25 protein-coding genes are annotated in these 24701 nt (G+C 39.1%); 17 read left to right on the top strand and 8 right to left on the bottom strand.

Features of this window, described 5'->3' with window-relative positions:
* The first annotated feature begins 17 nt into the window (after positions 1–17).
* The 3 genes from apt (at position 18) to LT090_RS10705 (ending at position 3770) form a co-directional block, all read left to right on the top strand.
* Positions 18–563 carry an adenine phosphoribosyltransferase gene (gene apt, locus LT090_RS10715; RefSeq protein ID WP_068546700.1) on the top strand — a complete coding sequence of 182 codons (546 nt, stop codon included), beginning with the start codon at positions 18–20 and terminating at the stop codon, positions 561–563.
* Positions 564–657: 94 nt separating this feature from the next.
* Entirely contained in the window at positions 658–3246 is a 2589-nt protein-coding gene (gene dnaX / locus LT090_RS10710; protein WP_068546701.1) for a DNA polymerase III subunit gamma/tau, read from the top strand.
* A 194-nt stretch (positions 3247–3440) separates the two neighbouring features.
* Positions 3441–3770 (top strand): YbaB/EbfC family nucleoid-associated protein, encoded by a 330-nt coding sequence (locus LT090_RS10705; protein ID WP_198360693.1) that lies wholly within the window; start codon positions 3441–3443, stop codon positions 3768–3770.
* A gap of 127 nt (positions 3771–3897) precedes the next feature.
* Here the strand turns inward: LT090_RS10705 and LT090_RS10700 are convergent, their stop codons facing one another.
* From LT090_RS10700 to LT090_RS10690, 3 genes are all read right to left on the bottom strand, one after another.
* Positions 3898–4896 carry a LacI family DNA-binding transcriptional regulator gene (locus LT090_RS10700; protein WP_068546703.1) on the bottom strand — a complete coding sequence of 333 codons (999 nt, stop codon included), beginning with the start codon at positions 4894–4896 and terminating at the stop codon, positions 3898–3900.
* Between the two features lie 133 nt (positions 4897–5029).
* The gene (locus LT090_RS10695; protein WP_068546704.1) at positions 5030–6355 is read right to left on the bottom strand and encodes a glycoside-pentoside-hexuronide (GPH):cation symporter; all 1326 of its coding nucleotides are present in this window, start codon (positions 6353–6355) and stop codon (positions 5030–5032) included.
* A 77-nt stretch (positions 6356–6432) separates the two neighbouring features.
* Complete coding sequence (locus LT090_RS10690) at positions 6433–7761, bottom strand: GH1 family beta-glucosidase (protein ID WP_068546705.1); 1329 nt, start codon at positions 7759–7761, stop codon at positions 6433–6435.
* 275 nt (positions 7762–8036) lie between these two features.
* Between LT090_RS10690 and LT090_RS10685 the strand changes: the two genes are divergently transcribed.
* The 6 genes from LT090_RS10685 (at position 8037) to LT090_RS17285 (ending at position 12501) form a co-directional block, all read left to right on the top strand.
* Positions 8037–8825 carry a CBM9 family sugar-binding protein gene (locus tag LT090_RS10685; RefSeq protein ID WP_226996468.1) on the top strand — a complete coding sequence of 263 codons (789 nt, stop codon included), beginning with the start codon at positions 8037–8039 and terminating at the stop codon, positions 8823–8825.
* 62 nt (positions 8826–8887) lie between these two features.
* Positions 8888–9217, top strand: a complete 330-nt coding sequence (locus LT090_RS10680) for a hypothetical protein (RefSeq protein WP_068546707.1) — start codon at positions 8888–8890, stop codon at positions 9215–9217.
* 456 nt (positions 9218–9673) lie between these two features.
* Positions 9674–11035, top strand: a complete 1362-nt coding sequence (locus LT090_RS10675) for a leucyl aminopeptidase family protein (protein WP_068546708.1) — start codon at positions 9674–9676, stop codon at positions 11033–11035.
* 208 nt (positions 11036–11243) lie between these two features.
* Entirely contained in the window at positions 11244–11843 is a 600-nt protein-coding gene (recR, locus tag LT090_RS10670; RefSeq protein ID WP_068546709.1) for a recombination mediator RecR, read from the top strand.
* A 134-nt stretch (positions 11844–11977) separates the two neighbouring features.
* Positions 11978–12202 carry a type II toxin-antitoxin system ParD family antitoxin gene (locus LT090_RS10665; RefSeq protein WP_068546710.1) on the top strand — a complete coding sequence of 75 codons (225 nt, stop codon included), beginning with the start codon at positions 11978–11980 and terminating at the stop codon, positions 12200–12202.
* Positions 12203–12204: 2 nt separating this feature from the next.
* Complete coding sequence (locus LT090_RS17285) at positions 12205–12501, top strand: type II toxin-antitoxin system RelE/ParE family toxin (RefSeq protein WP_068546711.1); 297 nt, start codon at positions 12205–12207, stop codon at positions 12499–12501.
* A gap of 130 nt (positions 12502–12631) precedes the next feature.
* Here LT090_RS17285 and LT090_RS10655 read toward each other — a convergent pair whose 3' ends face one another.
* On the bottom strand, positions 12632–13843 hold the full coding sequence (locus LT090_RS10655; RefSeq protein ID WP_082897183.1) for an acyltransferase family protein: 1212 nt from the start codon (positions 13841–13843) through the stop codon (positions 12632–12634).
* A 382-nt stretch (positions 13844–14225) separates the two neighbouring features.
* Between LT090_RS10655 and htpG the strand changes: the two genes are divergently transcribed.
* The 3 genes from htpG to LT090_RS10640 all read left to right on the top strand — a co-directional run bounded on the left by htpG (position 14226) and on the right by LT090_RS10640 (position 17658).
* Positions 14226–16169, top strand: coding sequence for a molecular chaperone HtpG (htpG, locus tag LT090_RS10650; protein ID WP_068546712.1), 1944 nt, complete (start codon positions 14226–14228; stop codon positions 16167–16169).
* 140 nt (positions 16170–16309) lie between these two features.
* Entirely contained in the window at positions 16310–16816 is a 507-nt protein-coding gene (locus tag LT090_RS10645; RefSeq protein ID WP_068547899.1) for a helix-turn-helix domain-containing protein, read from the top strand.
* The gene (locus LT090_RS10640; RefSeq protein WP_082897286.1) at positions 16816–17658 is read left to right on the top strand and encodes an IS3 family transposase; all 843 of its coding nucleotides are present in this window, start codon (positions 16816–16818) and stop codon (positions 17656–17658) included. Before LT090_RS10645 ends, LT090_RS10640 begins: the two co-directional genes overlap by 1 nt.
* Positions 17659–17782: 124 nt before the next feature.
* Here the strand turns inward: LT090_RS10640 and LT090_RS10635 are convergent, their stop codons facing one another.
* Positions 17783–19105, bottom strand: coding sequence for an MFS transporter (locus LT090_RS10635; RefSeq protein ID WP_068547148.1), 1323 nt, complete (start codon positions 19103–19105; stop codon positions 17783–17785).
* Between the two features lie 366 nt (positions 19106–19471).
* Between LT090_RS10635 and adk the strand changes: the two genes are divergently transcribed.
* Positions 19472–20116: an adenylate kinase gene (adk, locus tag LT090_RS10630; RefSeq protein WP_068547147.1), complete on the top strand. Its 645-nt coding sequence runs from the start codon at positions 19472–19474 to the stop codon at positions 20114–20116.
* 108 nt (positions 20117–20224) lie between these two features.
* Here adk and LT090_RS10625 read toward each other — a convergent pair whose 3' ends face one another.
* On the bottom strand, positions 20225–20617 hold the full coding sequence (locus LT090_RS10625; RefSeq protein WP_068547146.1) for an MAPEG family protein: 393 nt from the start codon (positions 20615–20617) through the stop codon (positions 20225–20227).
* Positions 20618–20727: 110 nt separating this feature from the next.
* Here LT090_RS10625 and LT090_RS10620 point away from each other — a divergent pair, with 110 nt between their 5' ends.
* The 4 genes from LT090_RS10620 to LT090_RS10605 all read left to right on the top strand — a co-directional run bounded on the left by LT090_RS10620 (position 20728) and on the right by LT090_RS10605 (position 23462).
* A complete protein-coding gene (locus LT090_RS10620) occupies positions 20728–21333 on the top strand; it encodes an energy transducer TonB (protein WP_068547145.1) in 606 nt (201 codons plus the stop codon).
* 149 nt (positions 21334–21482) lie between these two features.
* Entirely contained in the window at positions 21483–22088 is a 606-nt protein-coding gene (locus LT090_RS10615; protein WP_068547144.1) for an energy transducer TonB, read from the top strand.
* Between the two features lie 83 nt (positions 22089–22171).
* Positions 22172–22759, top strand: a complete 588-nt coding sequence (locus LT090_RS10610; RefSeq protein ID WP_226996467.1) for a sigma-70 family RNA polymerase sigma factor — start codon at positions 22172–22174, stop codon at positions 22757–22759.
* Positions 22752–23462 (top strand): hypothetical protein, encoded by a 711-nt coding sequence (locus tag LT090_RS10605; RefSeq protein WP_068547143.1) that lies wholly within the window; start codon positions 22752–22754, stop codon positions 23460–23462. The genes LT090_RS10610 and LT090_RS10605 overlap by 8 nt, the downstream gene beginning before the upstream one ends.
* 75 nt (positions 23463–23537) lie before the next feature.
* Here the strand turns inward: LT090_RS10605 and LT090_RS10600 are convergent, their stop codons facing one another.
* Both LT090_RS10600 and hisIE read right to left on the bottom strand, forming a co-directional pair.
* Positions 23538–24005, bottom strand: coding sequence for a GNAT family N-acetyltransferase (locus tag LT090_RS10600; protein ID WP_068547142.1), 468 nt, complete (start codon positions 24003–24005; stop codon positions 23538–23540).
* Positions 24006–24036: 31 nt separating this feature from the next.
* Positions 24037–24654 (bottom strand): bifunctional phosphoribosyl-AMP cyclohydrolase/phosphoribosyl-ATP diphosphatase HisIE, encoded by a 618-nt coding sequence (gene hisIE / locus LT090_RS10595; RefSeq protein WP_068547141.1) that lies wholly within the window; start codon positions 24652–24654, stop codon positions 24037–24039.
* Positions 24655–24701: the final 47 nt, after the last annotated feature.

The following is a 24701-nucleotide window of genomic DNA, read 5'->3' as shown; positions in this document are numbered from 1 at the left end:
ATTTAAAGTCCTAGCTAATGACAGAACAAGATATCTCTTTTCTAAAAAGCGCCATTGTCGATGTACCTGATTACCCAATTGCTGGCATCATGTTTCGCGATATCACCGGCATTTTAGATGATCCAAAAGCCTTCGGTTTATGTATCGACACCCTTAAAAAACAATATCAAAATCATGGCATCACCAAAGTTGTTGGCACTGAAGCTCGTGGATTTTTGTTTGGTGCACCATTGGCTTTAGCCTTAGGTGTAGGTTTTGTGCCCGTTCGCAAACCTGGCAAGTTGCCAAGAGAGACTATCGGTCAAAGTTACGATCTTGAGTATGGCCAAGATACATTAGAGATCCATAAAGACGCTTTATCTAGCGATGATGTGGTGTTAATGGTTGATGATTTATTAGCAACCGGCGGCACCATTGAAGCGACAACAAAGCTCATTCGAAGTGTTGGTGCAACGGTGACTGAGGCGGCGTTTGTCATTGGCTTGCCAGGCTTAAAAGGTCACGAACGATTGCAACAGCTTGATGTTAACGTCTATTCAATGGTGGAATACGACGGCGAGTAGTCAAGTTTTCAAATAACTACTGCAAACTTTACGCGATAGATAAAACAACAATAATAAAGTTTTCGACAATATAATATTCAGGTAAATAGAAACTATGAGCTATCAAGTCCTTGCACGAAAGTGGCGACCAAAAGATTTTACCCAGCTAATGGGGCAAGAACATGTGGTTACTGTTTTAGTTAACGCGCTAATGCAAGAGCGTTTGCATCATGCTTATTTGTTTACCGGTACACGTGGTGTTGGTAAAACTACCATCGCTCGCATATTTGCTAAAAGTTTAAATTGCCAAGAGGGCATAAGTGCCAACCCTTGTGGTAAATGTGGTGTTTGTTTAGATGTTGATGATGGGCGTTTTGTTGATCTTATCGAGATTGACGCTGCTTCTCGCACTAAGGTCGATGATACCCGAGAAATATTAGATAACGTGCAATACGCGCCAACCGCAGGACGCTATAAAGTGTATCTCATTGATGAGGTACACATGTTGTCGAAAAGTAGTTTTAACGCACTACTTAAAACGCTAGAAGAGCCACCGGAACATGTTAAATTTATTTTGGCGACTACCGATCCACAAAAATTGCCAGTAACGGTATTGTCACGTTGTTTACAATTTCATTTAAAAGCATTGACTGCTGCACAAATTGAACAAAAACTTACCGAGATATTAAGCGCTGAAAGCGTCAGTCATGATGCTGGAGCATTAACCTTAATAGCGAAAGCCGCACGCGGCAGTATGCGTGACTCACTCAGCTTAACCGATCAAGCGATCGCTCAAGGCAAAGGCCATATTGAATCGGCTAATGTTCAACAAATGCTTGGCGGCGTTGATCAAAATTGGATTTATAAAATCCTGATCTCATTGATAAAGCAAGACAATAAAGGGCTATTAGAGCTCAGTAAAAGTATTGCTAGCTTCGCGCCTAACTATCATCGTTTGTTGGCGGAATTACTGCAATTGTTGCATCAAGTGGCGTTATGGCAACTGGTGCCAAGCTCGGTTGATGTCGATGCACAGCGTGAAACATTACTCAGCAAGTTTGCTAATTCGATGTCTCCAGAAGATGTGCAACTGTATTATCAAATCGTGTTAAATGGCCGTAAAGATTTGTCTTATGCAAGTGATGAGCAATCGGGCTTTGATATGGTGCTATTGCGCATGTTAGCGTTTAAACCTGCGGCAATTACCGATGCCGGTCAGGAAAAGCAAGTCGTAGCGTCAACCAGCACTGATTTTGATGATATTGATTTAACGGTTAAAGCTGTTGAAAAATCGCCAGCGCCAGTAGCTGAAACGAAAACTGAAACAAAAGTTGAAACTAAAGCTGATACAAAAACAGAGGCCACCGTTGAAGTACAATCAACTTCTGAGCAAGAGCCACCAGCACAAGCTCCGTTAACTCAACAGCCAGATGTATTAACCATTGATCGCAACGCTGTGACCGCTGACGATGTTGATACGAAAAGTGAATTAGAGCAACAGCAAGTTGAATTGGAAACCTTGGCCGCTGAACAAAAGCAACAAGTTGAACCTGCTCAAGTACCAGCGCCGCAAGAACAGCCACAGCAAGAGCAAACACCAGAAGAGCCTTCTTTAGGTGATATGTTTGCTGATGCAAATACTGAACAACAAGCTGATGAGCTAGTTCAGGACGTTGCACCACAGCCAGAGATTGCACTAGAGCAAATGCAAACGCCAGTGCAAGAGCCAATGCAAGAGCAAGAGCCGTCTAGTCAAGAACAGCCTGTTCAAGAAGCAGAACCTGTTCAACAAGAACAAACACAAATAGAAAAAATGCTTGCTGCCCGTAATATGCTCCGGAGTCGAAAAAAGGCTGTGGAGGATAAGGCAAAAAAGCCCCTAGCTAGCACTGCTAAGAAACCAAGCAGTGCTGAAAATCCGGACTCACCACTTAATAAACATCGTAATGTCGCGAATAACGGCCAGTCAACAACCGCAATTGCAGGTCACGAACAAAGCCAAGGTGTTGAAAATCAAAATTCGGCTAAGGTCGAATTTGATGCGAGCGATTTACCGTGGGATTTAACTGCCGATGAAATCGGTATTGCAACGGCCTCAGATGCAGCTGCGCTATCAAAAGTTCATCAACAACCTGACGTCAATGAGTCGAATACTGTTGACGGTGAACAACAAAATGAGCAGCAAGCCAACCCAGGTACTCCTCTTGCGTCGCCAAGCAATGTGCCAACAGCGCAAATTGAGAACGAAATTGATTTTAAACAGTTAGCTAATGAAACTTTTAATCCAGAGACTATTGATCCGAGTGTGATCCGTGATGCCAATCAATTAGATCAGTGGGCTCAGCTAATTGATGCCATGGGACTTGGCGGCCGAGTTCGACAACTGACATTAAATGCGTCGATGGATAAAGAAAGTAACGAACAGCAATTGGTGATTAACTTAGACCAGAAATACGCTCACATTAACTCGCCGCAGGCGTTAGAACATATCACCAAATGTTACACACGTTTAAAAGAACAACCGACCGAAGTATTTATCAATTTAGTCAATGATGCCGGTGCGACACCAGCATTAATTCAGCAATGTATTAATCAAAAGCGCTTGGTATGGGCAAAAGATGTCATAAAAGATGATGACTTTGTAAAAGCCTTGCAAAAAGAATTCGGCGCAAAAGTGATTGAAGAATCGATTGAACCACTTTAAATAAAAAATACTGGTGTCAGCGTCCAGTAATTTTTAGTGGGCTCTGACACCTGTATTTGACACCTGTATTTTCATTGGCAGATAATATTTGAAAACTGCGCTTTTGCCCCCATATATTCATTAGACGCAATTAAACACTTGAACTTTATTCCTATTGGCGCGAAAATTAAGCGCACACATGTTTGGAGAAACTTATTATGATGAAAGGCGGCATGGGTAACCTGATGAAGCAGGCCCAACAAATGCAAGCGAAAATGGCAAAGGCTCAAGAAGAGATTGCTAAAATGGAAGTTACTGGCGAAGCTGGTGCTGGCATGGTTAAAGTAACAATGACGGGTAATCACAATGTACGTCGTGTTGAAATTGACGAAAGTTTAATGGAAGACGACAAAGACATGGTAGAAGATTTAGTTGCTGCAGCGTTCAATGATGCAGTACGCCGCGTTGAAGAAACTAATAAAGAAAAAATGGGTGCGTTAACTGGCGGTATGCAAATGCCTCCAGGGATGAAAATGCCATTTTAATTTTTAAAGTATATAATATATAAACAGCGCCTTAGGGCGCTGTTTTTATTTGTGAATGTTAGTAAACCCTCATGGGAAATTGCACTGAAAACCTTACCGCTATTTAAGCCGATAAAACACTTTAATATTAGCGTTGCTTTAGTGACTGTCGTTCAATCAATTTCGGCTTAAATACACGCTGTAAATCGTCAGCTTTTTGTTGATAAACATCTTTTAATATCAATTGTGCAGCAACTTTACCCATTTCATAGATAGGGTTATCGATGGTGGTAAGAGTCGGGTATAAATAACTCGCAAAACTAATGTTGTCAAAACCGATAATAGATAAATCATTTGGCAGGTGATAACCATGCTCTCTTGCGTATTTGATTGCACCAGAGGCCATTTCATCATTGGCACAAATGACAGCAGAGAAGCTTAATTTGTTATCGATAAAGTGCTCTAGACCTTCACTGCCTCCGGTTTCTTTAAAGTCGCCAATGTAAAGTAGGTGTTGATCAAATGGAATATTGAACTCGGCCAAAGCACGTTTATGACCAAGCAAACGGTTGCATGCATCGGCTTTAAATTGTGGACCGGTAATATAAGCAATATCTTTATGCCCCTTATCTAATGCTGCTTTTGTGGCTAAGTAGCCGCCTAATTCGTTATCTAGACTTACGCACTTTTCTTCTAAACCTTGCACATGGCGGCTCATTAAATAAATTGGTGTTTTGCCTTTGTTTAGTTCAATTAAATAGTCATCGGATAACGCTTCAACATGGGCAATGATGGCATCACAGTTTCGACTGATCAAAAATTCGATACCATCTTTCTCTTTGTCTTTTTCACTGTGACCTGTGGTGATCACAACGTGTTTGTTTACTTTTCTGAAGGCTTGTTCAATAGCTGCCATCATTTGACCGAAGAACGGGCCATTTAATTCTGATACTAAGATACCAATACTGTTGGTGCGATTTGAGGCTAAAGACTGGGCGATAGAATTTGGCCGATAACCGAGATCTTTCATCGCTTTCTCAACTTTCTTGCGGGTGTCTTCACTCACTCGCGCATTGTTATTCATGACTCGAGATACTGTTGCGAGTGAAACACCTGCAAGTTTTGAAACCTCGTAAATTGTTGCCATGAATATCCTATCTTATTTTTCTATTGTTAAGTTAATTTGTAAGTAGTTGCCAATAAAACCAATGTATTGATAATCAATCGCTATTTATCGATTCAAATCTAATAAATAGCGCTTTGAAATTTAGTTCATCAATCTAATTGGTTGAAGACAGTTGCTGTTGAATGTCTTCAACTCGTTTATCATCTAACATGTACCATTTCATAACGAAAGCAGCAATAATCGACCCGAGTGCCGGTAATACAGTAAAGCTTAACAACAAGCCTTGCTTGGTTGCTTCTGTTTGAACACTATCTGCTTGGTAATCATAAAACGCTAACATCCAACCGGCAATTGCGCCACCAAGAGCAACCCCCATCTTAATGAAGAAAATAACTCCGGAGTAAACCATACCTGTTACTCGGATCCCCGTTTTTTGATGACCATAGTCAATGGTATCAGCCATTTTTGCCCATAACAGTGGCGTGCCCATATCGAGGAAGAATTTCCAAAGGATAAATGCAGCAAATGCCAGAGCTAGCTGGTCGCTAGTGATAAAGAAACTGAATACACAAATTACAGCAGCGATGACTTGCAGAGTAATATAGGCCTTAATTTTACAGACTCGTTGGGCAAGAGGTTGAGCAACGGCACAACCTAGCATACTTGCAACTACACCTAAGGTCATAAACAAGGTGATCAGATCTTCTCGGCCTAAGAAATATTTCACATAATAAACTGCCAAAGTAAATCTAAGCACTTGGCCGGTAAGTAAAAATAAAGCGGCAAGACATAAAACTCGCCATTGATCGTTTTGCCACAAAGACTTTGCGCTGTTTAACATTGATTGGCTTTGAGATTTAGGCTGCTTGATACGCTCTTTGGTGCCTACAAAACACAATAAAAATAACACAAAGCCTAGGATACTCATGGCAGTCATCGCCATTTGATAACCTTTGGCTGTATCGCCTTGACCAAAATATTCAACTAACGGCATAGTAGAAGCGGCGACGATCACACCGCCAAGCATACCAAATACAAATCGATAAGATTGCACGGTAACACGTTCTTTGGCATCACTGGTTAGGACGCCGCCTAAGGCACAATAGGGAATATTGATTGCGGTATACGTGATCATCAACAAGGTATAAGTGGTAAACGCGTAAACTATCTTACTAGTACCGGTTAAATCCGGTGTAGTGAAAGCTAAAATACTAATGATGGCAAAGGGAAGGGCTAGCCATAAAAGGTAGGGGCGAAAATGTCCCCAACGGGTATGTGTTCTATCGGCAATTGCACCCATTAATGGGTCGGTAACTGCATCAATTACGCGCACGAGTAAAAACATTGTCCCGACCACCGCAGGCGATAGACCTACGACGTCGGTGTAATAAAGCATTAAGAACATCATTACTGTTTGGAAAATTATATTACTGGCGGTATCACCTAAGCCGTATGCGATTTTTTCTTTAACAGAAACCATGGAAACCCTTATTTTTTTATACTTTATTTAAATCTTATTTAATGTTTATTTGCTCTTATTTTATTGCAATTTTAATGTTATCTGTTCGATACTAATTGCTTATAGGCCAAGCCACTAGCTTTAATTGTGCGTGCTTGGCTTTGATAATCAACATAAACAATACCAAAACGCTTTTTGTAGCCTTCTGCCCACTCAAAGTTATCCATCAAGCTCCAAGCAAAATAACCATGAATATCAACGCCGCTTTCAATCGCTGAATCAACTGCATTTAAATGAGATTGATAATAGTTATATCGCATTTCATCATCGACAGCACCATCAACAACATGGTCATTTACCGCAGCGCCATTTTCAGTGATATAAACCGGCGGTAGTTGGTATTGTTTATTTAGGTCGGTAAGTAGTTTAGTAAATGCTGATGGATATATTTCCCAACCAATATCTGTACGTGGTGCCAGTGCTGGTAATTCTTCAAAAATCTCATCTTTACAAGCTTTATATATGGCACGGGTGTAAAAATTAATACCAAGAAAATCGAGGTTTTGACTAATAATTTCCATGTCACCGGGTTGAATATCGGGTTGTTGAGACGTTGGCATTTGCTCAACTATATCAGGGTAACTGCCGTCTATTACTGGCTTTATATACCAATGATTAAAGTAATCGTCAGCATACTGCGCAGCCTTTACATTTTCAGCTGAGTCATCGACGGAATAGGCAGGGGTAAAGTTTAATACAATGCCATTTAAGCTATTTGGACTATAGGTTTGCAGTTCGTTCATTGCTAAGCCATGAGCTAATAACAAATGATGTGCAGCCTTTTTACCGTATTCCTTACCCACTTTTCCGGGGGCATGGATACCTGCTTCATAGCCTAAATAGGCTGAACAAAACGGCTCATTAAGAGTGGCATAAGAATGCACCAAGTCGCCAAATTGTTGACAAATAAGTTTGGCATAATTTGCAAACTCATAGGCGGTTTGACGATTTAACCAGCCACCTTGGTCTTCAAGGTGTTGAGGTAGATCCCAATGGTATAAAGTAACAAACGCTTTAATATTTTTTGCTTTCAATGCGTTTAATATATTGAGGTAAAAGTTAACGCCTTCTTGGTTTAACTTACCGTCAACAGTCATCACTCGTGGCCAAGAAATCGATAAACGATAAGCATCAACGTTTAATGAATCGATTAGGTCGATATCTTGCTGCCAAAGGTTAAAATGATCACACGCAACATCACCATTACTGTTATCTTCTATCTTACCTGGTGTCGCACAAAAGGTATCCCAAATACAAGGTAAACGGCTATCACGACCACCTTCAATTTGAAATGACGCGGTAGCTACACCATAGGTAAAGTCTTTAGTGAGCATTTTTGAATTTTTGGGTAATGTTAAAATCGACATTCGCGAGAAATATCCTATGTGTTATTTGTGGTATTTATCCGTTTTATACTATGTTCTACTGTAAGCGCTTACAAGTTATGACGTATATAAAGGATGAGATTTCAATTAATTCTTGTGTAAGCGCTTACATGTAGGTTAGTGTGTTAAAAGTGAAAGGTCAATATTTTTTATTGCTATACAGCTAACGGTTTAGCCGCAAACTGCATAAAGTATTGATATCACGTATATTAAAAAATTGACGTCGGCGAGACATTTATAAACAAGGTAAAATTATTTTGAATATTAAAAAATACAGTATGTTAGTTCTTGCGTTGTTAGGCTTTTTCCAAACAAACGCACTCGCATCTACTAAAGGCTTTGAAGCAACCTTTACTGATATTGAGGTAGTGATTGATGGGCATGGACAAGAAGCGGTTTGGCAGCAAGCTAATTGGTACCCACTTGATCAGCTTATTTTAGGCCAGCCGGTGAGTAATGACGATTTTACTGGGCGTTTTCAATTAGCGTGGGATAACAATTATTTATATTTGCGAGCTGAGATCAGCGACGATATTTTAATTGACCGTTATGCTGATCCATTATTGCGTTATTGGGATGATGATTGTTTAGAGATTTTTATTGATGAAGACGGCTCAGGCGGTGAACATCAAAACAACTTTAATGCTTTTGCCTATCATGTGGCGTTAGATAATCAGGTGGCGGATATCGGCCCATTGAAAATTAATAAACAGACTAATGAGCAGGAAACCAATTTCATTTTGTTAAATGACCATGTAAGCAGTGTTTGGCAACGCAGTACGACGGCTCCCCACCTAATTACTTGGGAACTAGCAATTAAAATTTACAGCGATAAATTTAAGATTGGCGAAAATAAAGATGCATCGAGGGTAAGCCTTAAAGAACATAAAAAGCTCGGTTTTATGTTGGCCTATTGTGATAATGACGGTAGTGAAGAACGAGAAAGCTTTATTGGCTCAACTTTCATCAAAGGCATCAATGGTGATAAAAATCTTGGTTATAAAACTGCGGATGTTTTCGAATCACTTATTTTAAAGGCTAAATAGCTTTAAATGACAAATAGCATAAAAAAATAACAAAAATATAAGAAGTTAAAAAACGGCTAAATATGAATATTAAAATTCTCCCTCATTTGATCATTGCTTCGTCATTTATATTGACGACAGCATGCACAGAGTCAGCGGTAGATAAAAGCGCAATAGATAACAACGCAATAGACACTATAAAAACATCTCAGACAGACGCGGGCGCTTATGCAGATGCAAAAGCTAAGCGGTTAGCCGCTGTAGAGCAAAACGTAGAGCAGCAAATGGCAAAACTGACCTTAGATGAAAAGATATCTTTGATCCATGCCAGCGGTAAGTTTCATGTCAATGCGATAGAACGCCTTGGTTTACCTGAATTATGGCTTTCGGATGGGCCACTTGGTGTGCGTTAGCAAATAAAACGTGATGATTGGGGCTCTGTTGGCTGGCCGAGCCGGGCAAGTTTAAAGTGAGTCTCGCTGCTTCTTTGTCAGATATTCGTTTAACTCAAGAGTTCGAATATAAAAGAAAGCGTTAAACAAACCAGCTCTACATAAAACTCTGTATAAGTTCTGTTTAGCTCTGTACAAGCTCCGCAATTATGCGCCGCTTTGAATGTTATTTGCTGAGTTTATCTAATACTTGCGAGTAAAATTTCTCATTGAACCGATGAAAATTTTTGGAAAATTACTTTGCAAAACGGAGCTTATTCAGTGTTTAATAGCGGTCACTATTACGACAAGCAGTTGATAACAACATGCTATTCCATACAGCAACTAGTTAACCGACTAATTTTTAGTCTAGGCTTATCTTAAATTGACGTTGTGACTATTAGAATTTCAAGTTAGTAAAATTCAAAGAGAGTAACTATGAACAATCATCTTATCGCTGGAAACTCTGGCATTGCATTACATGTACTAAACGCCGAAGGCTATCAATCATGGTTGCCAAACCAAGATGACTTTACCAACAACTGGTTAAAAAACTCAGGGTTCACTGGCAAAGGTTCAATTGTTATTCCAAATAGCGACGGGGCGATATCTTGCGCTGTTGTCGTACTTAATCATATCGATGATTATTTTGCCTGCGGCAATTTAATTAGCAGTCTACCGGCTCAGCAATACTTTTTGAGCAGCGACAATGAAAATGTACAAGCGGTAGCCTTTGGGTGGTTAATTGGCGCTTATCAATTTGATCGTTACAAAGCATCTAAAAAGACCTTTGCAGTGCTGGCAATAGACAATGAAACCTTGGTTACCGACACCATTAAACATGTTCAGGCAACGGCATTAGTGCGCGACTTAGTGAACACTCCGGCGGCAGATATGATGCCACAGCACTTATCTAAGGTGACCCAAGATCTAGCGAACGAGTTTGGTGCGAGCTTTAGCGAAATTGTCGGTGATGAATTGCTCGAGCAAAATTACCCAACCATTCATGCCGTTGGCCGAGCAAGTTGTCATGCGCCTCGATTATTAGATTTACACTGGGGTGATGAATCGGCACCGAAAGTAACTTTGGTAGGTAAAGGGGTATGTTTTGATAGTGGTGGTTTAGATGTTAAACCGGCTGCTGGCATGCGTTATATGAAAAAAGATATGGGCGGCTCTGCCCATGTATTAGGGTTAGCTCGATTGATCATGGCATTTGGCTTAAACGTTCGTTTACGTATGTTAATACCTGCGGTTGAAAACGCTATTGCAGGCAATGCGCTTCGTCCAGGTGATGTGGTTACTACCCGTAAAGGCTTAACCGTTGAAATAGATAACACCGATGCAGAAGGGCGTTTAGTATTATGTGATGCTCTAGATGAAGCGATGAATGATAAGCCTGAAACTATTATTGATTTTGCGACGTTAACTGGCGCCATGCGTGTTGCTTTAGGCACAGAACTTCCTGGCTTTTTTGCAACAAATGATGAAACAGCTCAAGGGATCACGGATGCCGGTCTTAAGATCAGCGATCCAGTGTGGCGAATGCCATTGCATCAGCCATACAAAGATATGCTAAACAGTGATATCGCCGATTTAAGTAACTGTGCTACCGGACCTTTTGGTGGCGCAATTACTGCGGCGCTATATCTGCAAGAATTTGTTGACCAAGGCACGGACTGGTGTCATTTTGATATTATGGCTTTTAATGTTAGATCGTTATCTGGTCGCCCTAAAGGCGGTGAAGCTTTTGGTGTGCGTGCTGTTTTTGCCTACTTGCAAAACAAATACGGTGCATAGTTGACTCATATAGTTAATTTAGAACTAAGCCCAACTAAATAGATAAATAAATAGATAAATAGCGATTTAAAGGCACTTCCTTAAAGGAATGCCTTTTTTAGTGAATTTATTTAGAGCAGCTAAATAATGAAAAAACACTGGTCTAGCAATTACACAATTTGCTAATATCGATAATCATTATTGCCAACCATATGAACAATTAAACACAATGAAACTCAGTCCTCTTGTACAAGATCTTATCGACGGCTTAAAGTGCTTACCTGGTGTCGGACCAAAGTCCGCACAGCGCATGGCGTTTTATTTATTAGAGCGTAATCGCATTGGTGGACAAAAATTGGCAACAGCATTATCGAGTGCTATGGAAGATGTCGGTCATTGCCAAGGCTGCCGTACTTTTACTGAATTAGAATATTGTGAAATTTGTCAAAATCCTAAGCGAGCGTTAAAGCGCATGCTGTGTGTGGTTGAATCTCCAGCAGATATTCTCGCAATAGAACCTACAGGTGAATTTACCGGACGTTACTTTGTTTTGATGGGGCATTTATCGCCAATCGATGGCATTGGTCCTGATGAACTAGGGTTAGATAAATTAGACAATTTATTGGCCAGCGGTGAATTTGATGAAATGATCTTAGCGACAAACCCAACCGTTGAAGGCGAAGCAACGGCCCACTTTATTGCTGACATGGCAAAAAAATATAACATCACGCCAACACGTATCGCTCACGGTGTCCCAGTAGGCGGTGAACTTGAATATGTTGATGGTAATACCTTATCACACGCATTTAGCGGACGAAGTAATTTATAGACGCTACGGCTTTTTTAGGTCGATTTGCTCTAATGTTAGTAGTGCCTTTATTGTTTATTTTAATTTGTTGGTTTGGCAAGCTTTGCCAATATATGCCATAATAAAATTGATTATCGACATTAGGAATAATACTCATGGCTACACTTAATATATCAATTCCAGATGAAATGCGAACTTGGATAGACAGGCAAATAGAGTCTGGACGTTTTGCCAATGCAAGTGACTACATCCGGGACTTGATACGTCATAATCAAAGTGAAAAAGACGCAATTAGAATGGCTTTGGTTGAAGGTGAGTTAAGTGGTGAAAGCGAATTGTCTGTTTTGGATATTATTAAACAACAAAAATCAAAACTTTGATAATGATGAAGTACACACTTTCAAATAAAGCCCAAAAAGATTTAGAAAAAATATATCAATACACTGCGATCGAATATGGAAAGCTACAAGCCGAAAGTTATTTAATAAGTATAAACGATTGTCTAATTGCATTGTCTGATGAGCCAGAATTAGCTCATGAGATAAGCGATATAAGAGTAGGTTATTTTCGGTATTTGTATAGAAAACATAGTATCTTCTTTAAAAAAAGGAAAAATGACATATTGGTCGTTAGAGTCCTTCATCAACAAATGAAACTAGAGCTTCATTTAACAAGTTAGGATAATATTCCAATGAAGACTGTGGTAAAAATTTGACGTTAACTATTTAATTCTTCTACTCTCCTACGCAATAGCTCTAAGCAACAAACCTAAGCAACAAACCTAAGCAACAGCTTTCAGACAGCGACTTTTATTTATTTGCTCTTGCTTTTACGCTCACCAACACCTCAGGCTCTAGTGATGTTGGGTAAGTTAGTGAATACTTTCTGCCATTCAAAAACTGTCCAATGAATGTGCTCCTTACCAAATAGTGATAGCTGACAAAACAAATAATACCACTACTAATTAAGGTAAATAGGAATTTAAATGTCGCGTCCAATGGCCAATCAACAATAAAGCTTGGAATAATGCACACGATAGGTAAATGAATTAGATAGACCCAATAAGATGCGTCTGAAATATAGCGCATTTTTGACGAGTGACTACTGCCGTATCGAATGAATAAACCGGTAATGCCAAAAATTAACAGCCACACCATAATAGATTTTAAAATGATATGTGTCTCATAAATAAATAAGTCTTCCATGAAGTGATGAATGGAAAACAGTGCTACTCCTAATAGCATGCAAAACCAGTCAAATTTCATCATCGACGCTAATTCATGCTTAGATTTAAATAGAATCCAACCGACAACATAAAAAAAGAAATAGTATACGAATGTGTTTATATCTGGGACAAATGAGTTGGATGTGTCTACAGACCAATTTCCCATAAACATATAGACAATGGCTGTTAAACTGGCAAAAAATAATACTCGTACTAGTGGCTTTTCTATAACCCAAGTAAATGCTGATGATACACGACTTGTTACTGTTGGTAGTTTTGATAAAAACAACGCAATTAACGTTGTAAGAAGTGTAATCATTACTAAATAATACAAAAACCAAAGATGAAATGTTGTTTTAGGTATAAAGGCTTCAAGATTAGAAAAATAAGCAAACGTCTCGCTCAGAGCATTGGTTCCACCCTCAAATACCTGTTCGGTGTAATTAAATGCAAACCGAACTAATGGCCAGAGAAGTATGACGAAAACGGCGAAAGGTAAAACAAGTCTATTGACTCTATTTTTAATCATTTGATGCGGTCGCTTTTCATAAAATAGCATGGAGCCAAAAAAGCCTGCGATTACAAAAAACAACTGCATTCTAAAGGCGTGAATAAGAAATACGATATAATCATTTGAAGCGTGAGTCGCATTGGGATCTTGTAGAGGCCAAACATCACTATAATCAACAGCACCATAGGTTATAGCTGTGTGTATTACTAAGCCTAATAGCATCATTATTGCCCTTAGGGAGTCTAATGAATGTAAACGCTCAGTCTTTTGATTTTGAACTTTCATCTAACTTACCTGTTATTTTTTCTGTAAACTTCAGCATCCGTTTGGTTTACAGGTATACAGAGCCATGAAATATGTATTTTTAAATGCGCATGGTTCGCATATTTTAATTGTATAAAAAATATACAGTTGTAATAGGTTAGTAAAATAATAGCGATTCAGCAATTAAATTGGCTATTAAGCTCAATTAATGAGTGAGAGATAGAGGCGATATAAATAGTTTTATTTAAAAAAAATTACTCACTCCCTTTAAAAAAAGTTTTCCACCCCCACATATTTTTCATAAGCAAATTTCATAAACAAAAATTTGGTTGTCGTTCCAGCGTTACTTGCTAGTGATGGCAGTCAAATATCAATTTACAACGTATTTAGGAGATGTATTTTTATGTCTGATACAGGCCATAAAGAAGTTCACGGTTTTCAAACAGAAGTAAAGCAATTATTGCAACTTATGATCCACTCGCTATACAGCAACAAAGAAATTTTCCTACGTGAATTAGTATCAAACTCAGCCGATGCTGCAGATAAACTTCGTTTTAAAGCATTATCGAATGGCGACCTATACGATGGTGACGCATCACTTCGTGTACGTGTTAAAGCTGACAAAGAAGCCAATACGATTACTATTTCTGATAATGGTATTGGTATGACTCGTGATGATGTGATTGCCCATTTAGGTACGATTGCTAAATCAGGTACAGCAGATTTCTTCTCAAAACTATCTGGTGACCAAGCGTCTGACTCACAATTAATTGGCCAATTTGGTGTTGGTTTCTATTCTGCGTTTATTGTTGCTGAAAAGGTCGTAGTTCGCACTCGTGCTGCAGGTACACAAGCAAGTGACGGTGTTGAATGGACTTCTGCTGGTGAAGGTGATTTCTCGGTAGAGAACATTGAAAAATCAACTCGCGGTACTGACATTATTCTTTTCTTAAAAGAAGAAGAGGGGGAATTCTTAGATGACTGGCGTTTAAAGTCAATTGTGACTAAATACTCAGATCATATTTCTATTCCAGTTGAAATGTTGACTGACGAAGTTGCCGCGCAAGCGGAAGAAAAAGATGATGAAGGTAATGTAGTTCGTCCTGCTATCGAAGCGAAAGCAGCAGAGTGGGAATCAGTAAACAAAGCTGAAGCACTTTGGACTCGTGAAAAAGCTGATGTATCAGACGATGAATACAAAGAATTTTATAAGCACGTATCACATGATTACGGCGATCCACTTTTATGGGCACACAATAAAGTAGAAGGTACTACTGAGTACACATCACTTTTATATGTACCAGAAAAAGCACCATTTGATATGTACAACCGCGAACGTCAACACGGCTTAAAGCTTTACGTTCAACGTGTATTTATTATGGATGACGCTGAACAGTTTATGCCGACGTACTTACGTTTTGTAAAAGGTTTACTTGATTCAAATGATTTACCTTTGAACGTGTCTCGTGAAATTTTACAAGACAATAAAGTAACGCAAGCAATGCGTAAAGGTTGTACTAAGCGTGTGTTAACCATGTTAAACAAGCTAGGCAACAAAGATGCTGAAAAGTATCAAACATTTTGGAACGAATTTGGTCAAGTATTGAAAGAAGGCCCTGCAGAAGACGCAGCAAACAAAGAAGCAATTGCAAAGCTGCTACGTTTCTCGTCAACTGAGACAGATTCAAGCGTGCAAAACGTATCGTTGACTGATTACATTGAGCGTATGAAAGAAGGCCAAGATAAGATTTACTATGTTGTTGCAGATAGCTTCGAAGCGGCTAAAAATAGTCCACACTTAGAAGTATTCCGTAAGAAAGGCATCGAAGTTTTATTATTGAACGACCGTATTGATGAATGGTTAATGAGCCATTTAACTGATTTCAATGAAAAACAATTCGCTTCAGTAACTCGCGGTGACTTAGATTTAGGGGACATGGACGATGCTGAAACGAAAGAGGCTCAAGAGAAAATTGAGAAAGAGTTTGATTCAGTGGTAAGTCGTTTAAAAGAATCTCTTGGCGATAAAGTAAAAGATGTTCGTATTACTCACCGTTTAACTGATTCTCCTGCATGTATTGTGACTGACGATCAAGATATGAGTTCGCAAATGATCAAGTTGATGCAATCGGTTGGTCAGGAAGTGCCAGAAAGCTTGCCTATTTTTGAAATCAACGCTGAACATGATTTAGTACAACACGTTTCAAATGAACAAGATGAAGCGAAGTTTGGTGAGTGGGCTGACGTATTGTTTGAACAAGCGCTATTAGCAGAGCGCGGTAGTTTAAAAGATCCTGCTTCTTTCGTGAGCCGCTTAAACAAATTAATGCTTAGTTTAACGAAATAAAGACTTAGTAAGTTAGTTAATCCAACGATATAAATTAACTAATATAACTAATTCAGCTAATTCTAAAGCTGTTAAAAAGCCGATACTTATGTTGAAGTGACCCCCAATAGTTGGACTATCCAATTACTGGGGGTCTTTTTATGTCCAAGCATAAAAGAATATTTAAAATAGAAACGGCCATCAAGGCTGAAGAAACAAGCTCAATTGAACTAAGCCGAAAGATTGGTGTTAGCTGTCGACAAATTAGGTACTGGGGAGCAGTTTATCGTATCCATGGAAGCAACGCCTTTCAACATCCTGGCCTCCCATATTCCAAACAATTTAAACTTCATGTCATTAAAACAATGGCAGAAGAAAACTGGTCATTAAGCTATACAAGCGCCTATTTCGATTTATCTTCATCAGGAATATTATCAGCGTGGTTAAAACGTTATAATCAGTCAGGCTCTGATAATTTAACACCAAAAAAGATAGGTAGACCAAAGATGGCTAAAACTCCAAACTCTCACAGAGGTAAATCTCCTGAAAGCATGTCTGAAGAAGAAATGAAGGAAGAGTTAGAGTACCTCAGAGCTGAGAATGCTGTATTAAAAAAGTTAGAAGCCTTAGCTCAAGAAAAAAGAAAGCGAACCAAGAAAAAACGATAGTGGTTCAAGAGCTTAAGGCAAAGTATAAACTCGTACATTTATTGGAAGCTACTGGTCTAGCCCGCAGTGTCTATTACTATCAATGTAAAGCCCTGCGTAAGCCAGATAACTACGCGGACGTGAAGGTATTAATTAAGAGCCTGTTCCATGAACACAAGGGACGGTATGGTTATCGAAGAGTTGCCAGTGCGCTACGTAGCGCTGGAACCTTGATTAACCATAAGGCAGTGCAGCGCTTGATGGTTGAATTAAACCTTAAATCAAAAGTCAGACCAAAGCGCTACAAGTCATATCGAGGTGAAGTCGGTACAACAGCACCTAACTTATTGGAGCGAAACTTCAAGGTAAGCAAACCTAACCATAAGTGGGTAACTGATGTGACGGAATTCAAAGTCAAAGGACAAAAAGTGTACTTGTCGCCAATTCTTGATTTGTTTAATCAAGAGGTTATCAGCTATGAAGTAAGGAAATCGGCACACCTTCCACTGGTGACAGACATGATAAACAATGCATTAAAAACGTTAAAGGATCATGAAAAGCCAGTGATTCATTCAGACCAAGGCTGGCAATATCGAATGAAAACGACGCAAAACATAATAAGAAAAGCAGGGTTAAAACAAAGTATGTCGAGAAAAGGTAACTGCTTAGATAATGCTGTAGCAGAAAATTTCTTTGGAATTCTGAAAACAGAAATGTATCATCGTGAGGAGTTCAAAGATGCGGACGAGTTAATCGACTGCATCAAAGAATATATTCATTACTACAACAACAAACGCATTAAGTTGAAATTAAAAGGCTTGAGTCCGATAGAGTATCGAAATCAAGCCTTATTAGCCGCTTAATAAAGTGTCCAACTTTCTGGGGTCACTTCATGTATCGGCTTTTTTATTAGATTTGTTTTTTAGCTTTTTAGTAAACGCCAAATAGCACAAACCAATCAAGTAAGCTTGGCGAGTTAATTTAAGGCTAATTAGAATAGGCGGGCTCTAATTGCTTATCGTTCTTAGGCGACTTTATCTTACGATTTCGTAACAAAGGAATAAGCATGAGCGGCAGCAAGATAAGTAGGCTGTCTAAAAACAATACCCAGGCGTAGCCATGGTTTTCAGCAACAAGTCCCTGCCAATAATTTGCAAAACTTATGGTTAAGTTGGTCATTGCCATAAACGCAGTAAACTGAGTCGCCGCAACTAGAGGGTTAGTCATACCCATAAAAATCCCCGCGTGAATGCCAAAACTCATGCCATAAAATAAGCCATGGGTAATGACAATACTATAGAAGGTATTTGTATCGATATTGACCAAGCCAAACTGATAAATATTCCAAGCGAGAAATATTGTCGGAATTGCGGTAAGAATATAAGTCACAATCAATGTTGGTTTAAGTCCAAATCGGTCTCCTAACCAACCCCCTAGAGCACAACCTGTCGCTGCGGTAATGGTGTTGAATATAGATAAACGGCCGATTTCTGCTTCACTTAATCCATAATCGACTTGGATGGTACTAAGAGTCGCGTAGGCCAAAGCCATTGCCCCTACAGGCATAAGTGCAAACAATATGCCTAACGCTGGGCCTTTGCCTGAACGAAAAAAACTCTCATAAAGCGTAACGAAAAATTGTTTGAATTTTAACGCTAATTGTCGGAAGACATTTGTTTTACTTTGTTTTATAAGTTCGCGTGTAAATGGATCTTTAATAAACAACAAGGTATACAATAGGCATATTGATAATAATGCACTGATAAAAATTAAAGTGTTGTTAAATCCATAGGCCGATGAAAATAACATTGCACCACCGCCACCTAGAGAAATGCCAATATATTGACCTGCAAACATAAAACCATTACCACGGGAGCGTTCATTTTCTTTTAATGTAGATACCGCTAACGCATCGATTGCGACATCTTGAGTGGCGCAAAAAACATTGTTTAGTGTGACCATGGTAATGAGTAATTGAAAGTCGCTAATATAGTCTGTTGTCGCAGTCATTAATAAGGTAATGATCATGGCGAAAGTGCAAAAACTTATCCATGTTTTACGACCTCCGAAGCGGCGTAACTTAAAAATGTCGATTAATGGTGCCCAGGCCCATTTAAATGCCCAAGGCATAAATAGGGCGGCCATAAATAGGCCTATTTGATCCAAAGCTAAACCTGCGCCGCGTAAATACGTAACTAAGGCAACTGAAGTAAAACCAAATGGGATCCCTTCTGAAATATATAAAAGACTAAAGCTAAATAATCGTCCTTTTTCGGTTGCAAGTGCATCGAATGTTTTGAAAGTAGCCAAGTAAAACCCTAGTCTATGAAATTAGAAACAGTGGTGGATTAATTATGTATAGCTGTTTATAACAAATAACGCCAATAAAACAGGGCAACAAACAAGTTATTATTGGGGAAAAGCAAAACTCGGTACAATTTAGAACAAGAGAAAAATATACATTAATTACAGGTATAAATATCGATGCAAGATGTCATGATGAAATTGGAAAAGTTCGGCTAAGATGGTTAAGACTAATGTCTAACTTAATTTATATGTAAATTTGTGAATAAATTGTCTAACATTTATCGTTAATGACTTGTCTGCAATGATAGCAACAAGTATCATTAGCTTTTTTATAATCATTATTACGACGACTTTATAGGGTCTTTCTATATGCGCATTATTTTATTAGGTGCTCCAGGTGCCGGTAAGGGTACTCAAGCTCAATTCTTGATGGCTAAATTTGGCATCCCACAGATTTCTACTGGTGATATGCTTCGTGCAGCAATCAAAGCAGGTACTGAACTAGGCAAGCAGGCTAAGCAAGTTATGGATGCTGGTCAATTAGTTTCAGATGAGCTAATTATTGGTTTAGTAAAAGAGCGTATCGCTCAAGATGACTGTAAAGGTGGTTTCCTTCTTGATGGTTTCCCTCGCACGATACCTCAAGCTGATGCAATGAAAGACAACGGCGTTGACGTTGACTCTGTAATTGAGTTTGACGTAGCTGATGAAGTGATTGTTGAACGTATGGGCGGCCGTCGTGTTCACCCAGGTTCTGGCCGCGTTTACCATTTAGTTTACAACCCACCAAAGGTTGAAGGTAAAGATGATGACACTGGTGAAGACCTTGCGATTCGCCCTGATGATGAAGAATCAACGGTTCGTAAACGTTTAGGTATTTACCACGAGCAAACTAAGCCTTTAGTTGATTACTATAAAGCTGAAGCTGGCGCAGGTAACTGTAAATACATTACTATTGACGGCACACAAGCGGTTGAAACAGTAAGTGAACAGCTAGCCGAGCAATTAGCTTAATCCTTGACTAAATATGTGAAAAAGCCCTGATAAGGAATTATCAGGGCTTTTTTGTGTCTAAAGGTTTGTCGTCTTTTTTGTATTGCGGTTTATTGTGTAGCAGCTGTTCTAAAGCATATTAATTATATTAGTGATAGCTAACACCAAGATAATGATCATAGTACCGAGTACACTAACAAAACGTTGCCAGCTGGTGTTTCTAGATTTTGTTAAACCTATTGCGTGAAGAAAACGACAGGTAACAAGCGCGCCACCGATAGTATGTAAAAAGGTGGTCGAACTGCCATTAAGTTCACAGGCTGCAAGTAAAATTAACGCCATAGGTACGAACTCAGTAAAGTTGCCATGAATGCGCACGGCCTTTAATAAGTTGTCATCACCATCAACACCAAGGCCTACTTTTTGCGATTTCCGTTGCTTTATCACCATAAAGGTTAAGGCGATAAAAAGAATGGCTAAAATTGCGGCATAAAATCCAGTTACTGCTAAACTTGAAGTCATATATATAAGTCTCTGATATTGTTGTTGCTTTTTAATATATGCCAAAGTAAGTAATTGGCAAAGCAATTTATACGATTCATTAATAACACTGCGTTATTACAGGAGCATAATTGAAATTTATTATCCCTATTATACTCGGTGCATTGATTTCATTTGCACTGTTTGCAATTATGGCGACCTTGGTTGCCACCGATGAAGTTTATATCGAAGAGGTAGAGCCTTGGGCAATTGTTACGATTATTACTGAGCCGGATGATAGCAAGATCGAACGCTCTAATCGTGTGTTAGAGCCACCCGAAGTGGCCCCTAAAAAACCATCAATCATTACATCAACTAAGAGTGAGCAACAAAACACTACTGCAGATTTTAAGCAATTTAACTTACCTGAAGTCGAGGTTGATGTTAGTTCGAGTACGATAGAATTCGATCCTAATTTTTTAAAAGATAGTGACGCAGTTCCTGTGTTTAGGACCTTACCTGTCTATCCTGTAAAAGCTGCTCGCGAAAAACTTAAAGGCTGGGTAAAGCTGTCATTTGATGTCAATCGTTTCGGAGAGATTGAAAACATTCATGTGGTTGACTCTAAACCAAAAGGTATTTTTGAACAAGCCGCTATTGACGCTCTTGGTCGATGGAAGTACAAAGCTAAAATAGAACAGGGAAAAACTGTACGCCAAATTGGATTAATCGTTCGATTGTCTTTTGGTAAAAAGTAACCTTACCTAATTTTTCCCCGCCCAAATAACTAGTCTGTAACCACTAAAAAATAAAATAAAATAAATTAATTTAACCCCTTTTTCTTTTCCCACACGTTTTACTAATGACAATTGGATTGTTATACCAAGTGAAATAAATAGGAAAGAATATGTTGAAATTCATAAATTTAACCCTTGTTACAAGTGCTGTATGTTTTGCCATCTTTGCGTTTATGGCGTCGTTAGTTGCGCCGTCCGGCTCGGCTATAGTAGAACCTGATGACTTTCAAGTAATTGAATTTGTCGAAGCTAGAAAAGATTCGGATGTAACACCTAAGCAGCAAAAACTACCACCACCGCCAGAAATGATCACTAAAGCGCCACCTACTGAGATTGTGCCAACTGAAACTACGCCAGGGGGCTTTGAGGTAACGATTCCAGGCATTATTGAGACAGGAGCTTCTGTTGAAACGTTAAGCATTGGCGGCGCAGTTGATAGAGATGCTAGACCTCTTGTGAGAGTGGCACCTAAATATCCAAGCGTCGCATTACGTGATGGCAAACAAGGCTGGGTGCAATTAAGTTTTTCAATAACTAAAAGCGGTTCGGTAAGTGATGTAAAAGTGATCGCAGCTCAACCTAAGCGGATCTTTAATAAAGAAGCGATTAAAGCGCTGAAAAAATGGAAGTACAAGGCGAAATTTATTGACGGTGAACCGATCAAACAAGAAAATTTAACGGTACAACTAGATTTTAATATTGATCAAGCTAGTTAACTGCTATCAATAGTGGTTACAATGGCGCTAACATACAATGTGTTAGCGCATTTTCAAAATAATAATTAGTAAGGCTAGTACTATTGGTTAAATTACCATCTATGATGAAAGGTTGGTTAAATCCAGGGCTTAACTCAGAGCAGTTAATGCGGCGCTATAGTGCATCTGGAAATAACAAATGGTTATGCCAATTGGTTGATAAGCATAACCATGACATCTATCACTTTTTATTGACTCAAAGCGATAAGAATTTAGCCGAAGATGTAGTGCAATCTACCTGGCTTAAAGTGATCGATAAACGTCAGTATTTTACCGCTCAGACGATGTTTAAAGCGTGGTTGTATCGTATCGCACGTAACACTCTTGTTGATGAACTAAGACGGTTGCAGCGTTGGCAGTATGATACGGTTGAAATGGATCAACTTGAAAGTGAATTAATCTCGAGTGACCCCGCGAATGCTATTGACCAGCAGGACAATTTGCAGCAAAGATTTAACCTGTTATTAGAGCAATTGCCGTTTTTGCAGCGAGAAGCATTTGTATTGCAACAAGATGGCTTTAGCATTGCCGAAATTGCTTCGATTTGCGGGGAGCAAAATGAAACCATTAAATCAAGATTACGATACGCTCGTAACTACTTTAAACGCCATTTGGAGCATTTAAATGATTGATAATAAAGATCCCTTTGATCAAAAGTTATCAAAGCTATATCAAACTCGAAAATCTGCTGTCGACGTAAGCGATGAAGTCAATTTGTCGGTAAAGCGCAATATAGAAAGCATAGCGCAGCATGGCGAGATTGCGGATAAGTATAAACAGTTTAGTTTTGTGAAAGCGGCGCTATTGATGGCGGTTTTTGTAGTGGTTTCCGTGCCATTGTTTTCACAATTAAAGCAGCAAATTGAGCTTATTAATCCTGCGCCTGTTAGCGCATCTAATACCGTTGAGTTATATGCAGAAGAGCTTAAAGACAAAGTTAAAACGTCGCACTCGTTACCTGAAGCACCATTATCAAGCAAACCAGAATTTACCTTTACCACCATTGTTGCTGACGCTAGCGAACTTAAATTAGAGCAGTTTAATTTACAAGTGGCACAGCAACTGCGTACGGCCAATCAAGACTTACAAGCACAGCAAGATAGTTTACTCGCTTCGGCAGTAACTCAAGGGCGTTTAATTCGACAAAAAGACATGTGGTTTATTAAGTTTTGCGACGAAAATAGAGAGCTGCTAGCGATGAATGGCGTTGATGAGTTTTTATTGTCAGTACCTGATTTTTCAAACGTTGAGGAAGGCAGCTACTTTGATTTGTACTCCAATAATACTGGCATGCTTGCAATGATAGAAAGCAAAGAAACTAAGCAATGCGACTAATTGAAGGTGACTAGTTAAAAGGAATTAGTTAAAAGGAATTAGTTAAGTGTGACTACCATTATTATTTTTTAGCTGTTAATTACTGTTAACCGCTCGAAGCATAGCGATATGCGGTATGTCATCTTCTAGGTACATATCAGATACGGAGACAAAACCATGCTTTTCATAAAATTTTTCTAAATGTTGTTGGGCCGATATTTTTATATCGGCCTTAGGGTATCGTTGCTTACACAGTGAAATTGCTTCCGCCATTAGTGGGTGACCATAGCCTTTATTTCTCACATCCTCCCGAGTTAATACTCTGCCAATTGCCACGTAGTCATCATAATGAACACCTTGTGGCAATATGCGTAAGTATGCGACGATTTCGTTGTTAATTTTGCCAAGTAGGTGCAGGACACCGTCAGCTCGGTCTAAATCATCTAAGTCGGAATAATAGCAAGTTTGTTCGACGACAAAGACATCAATTCTTAACTTTAATAAATCGTAAAGCTCATCATTTGATAGTTCATCAAAACGTTTGGTTTGCCATTCAATGGTCATTTATATTCCTTTGGCTTGTTAAAGCTTAGAGTTATTTGTGACGTTCTTGTAATTTCGCCATCACAGTATTCATATCAACACCTTGATCGGCAAGTAATACTAAGGTGTGATAAAACAAGTCGGCGCATTCGCCAATAAATTCATCTTTTTGATTGGTTGCCGCGGCAAGCGCTACTTCAACACCTTCTTCACCAACTTTTTGCGCAACACGAGCGGTGCCTCGGCTAAGCAAGTGTGCGGTATAGCTTTCTTCAGGCTTATCATCTTTACGAGTTTCGATAACGTGCTCAAGGTAGCCTAAAAAATTCTTTTGATTGAATACTTCTTCAGGAAAACAAGAATTAGTGCCTAAATGACAGGTTGGTCCTTGTGGCCTAGCGCTGATCAACAATGCATCTTGATCGCAGTCAGAAAGCACTTGTAAGACGTTCAGGAAGTTTCCAGAGCTTTCACCTTTAACCCAAAGTCGCTGCTTTGAACGAGAAAAGAAGGTTGCCTTTGAAGAGTTGAGCGTTGCTGTCAAAGCCTCTTGGTTCATGTAGCCTTGCATTAATACTGCGCCAGTATCGCTGTGTTGAATAATAGCTGGCAGCAAGTTATCCATTTTTTGCCACGCTAACTCGGCGATATTGTCATTTGTTACTATCATAATTTTCTCGATTAATTTCTATTTGTTTGCTTAACGTTACTGGCAAT

This window comes from Thalassotalea crassostreae (genome assembly GCF_001831495.1).
GTDB lineage: Bacteria > Pseudomonadota > Gammaproteobacteria > Enterobacterales > Alteromonadaceae > Thalassotalea_A > Thalassotalea_A crassostreae.
This window is presented reverse-complemented; position numbering and strand designations above follow the sequence as displayed.

Bases quoted from the DNA above. Each gene is read 5' to 3' on its own strand.
- apt (WP_068546700.1), top strand. From the start codon at position 18: ATGACAGAACAAGATATCTCTTTTCTAAAAAGCGCCATTGTCGATGTA.
- dnaX (WP_068546701.1), top strand. From the start codon at position 658: ATGAGCTATCAAGTCCTTGCACGAAAGTGGCGACCAAAAGATTTTACC.
- LT090_RS10700 (WP_068546703.1), bottom strand. From the start codon at position 4,896: ATGGCAACAATTTACGAGGTTTCAAAACTTGCAGGTGTTTCACTCGCA.
- LT090_RS10695 (WP_068546704.1), bottom strand. From the start codon at position 6,355: ATGGTTTCTGTTAAAGAAAAAATCGCATACGGCTTAGGTGATACCGCC.
- LT090_RS10690 (WP_068546705.1), bottom strand. From the start codon at position 7,761: ATGTCGATTTTAACATTACCCAAAAATTCAAAAATGCTCACTAAAGAC.
- LT090_RS10680 (WP_068546707.1), top strand. From the start codon at position 8,888: ATGAATATTAAAATTCTCCCTCATTTGATCATTGCTTCGTCATTTATA.
- LT090_RS10675 (WP_068546708.1), top strand. From the start codon at position 9,674: ATGAACAATCATCTTATCGCTGGAAACTCTGGCATTGCATTACATGTA.
- recR (WP_068546709.1), top strand. From the start codon at position 11,244: ATGAAACTCAGTCCTCTTGTACAAGATCTTATCGACGGCTTAAAGTGC.
- LT090_RS10665 (WP_068546710.1), top strand. From the start codon at position 11,978: ATGGCTACACTTAATATATCAATTCCAGATGAAATGCGAACTTGGATA.
- LT090_RS17285 (WP_068546711.1), top strand. From the start codon at position 12,205: ATGATGAAGTACACACTTTCAAATAAAGCCCAAAAAGATTTAGAAAAA.
- LT090_RS10655 (WP_082897183.1), bottom strand. From the start codon at position 13,843: ATGAAAGTTCAAAATCAAAAGACTGAGCGTTTACATTCATTAGACTCC.
- htpG (WP_068546712.1), top strand. From the start codon at position 14,226: ATGTCTGATACAGGCCATAAAGAAGTTCACGGTTTTCAAACAGAAGTA.
- LT090_RS10645 (WP_068547899.1), top strand. From the start codon at position 16,310: ATGTCCAAGCATAAAAGAATATTTAAAATAGAAACGGCCATCAAGGCT.
- adk (WP_068547147.1), top strand. From the start codon at position 19,472: ATGCGCATTATTTTATTAGGTGCTCCAGGTGCCGGTAAGGGTACTCAA.
- LT090_RS10625 (WP_068547146.1), bottom strand. From the start codon at position 20,617: ATGACTTCAAGTTTAGCAGTAACTGGATTTTATGCCGCAATTTTAGCC.
- LT090_RS10615 (WP_068547144.1), top strand. From the start codon at position 21,483: ATGTTGAAATTCATAAATTTAACCCTTGTTACAAGTGCTGTATGTTTT.
- LT090_RS10605 (WP_068547143.1), top strand. From the start codon at position 22,752: ATGATTGATAATAAAGATCCCTTTGATCAAAAGTTATCAAAGCTATAT.
- LT090_RS10600 (WP_068547142.1), bottom strand. From the start codon at position 24,005: ATGACCATTGAATGGCAAACCAAACGTTTTGATGAACTATCAAATGAT.
- hisIE (WP_068547141.1), bottom strand. From the start codon at position 24,654: ATGATAGTAACAAATGACAATATCGCCGAGTTAGCGTGGCAAAAAATG.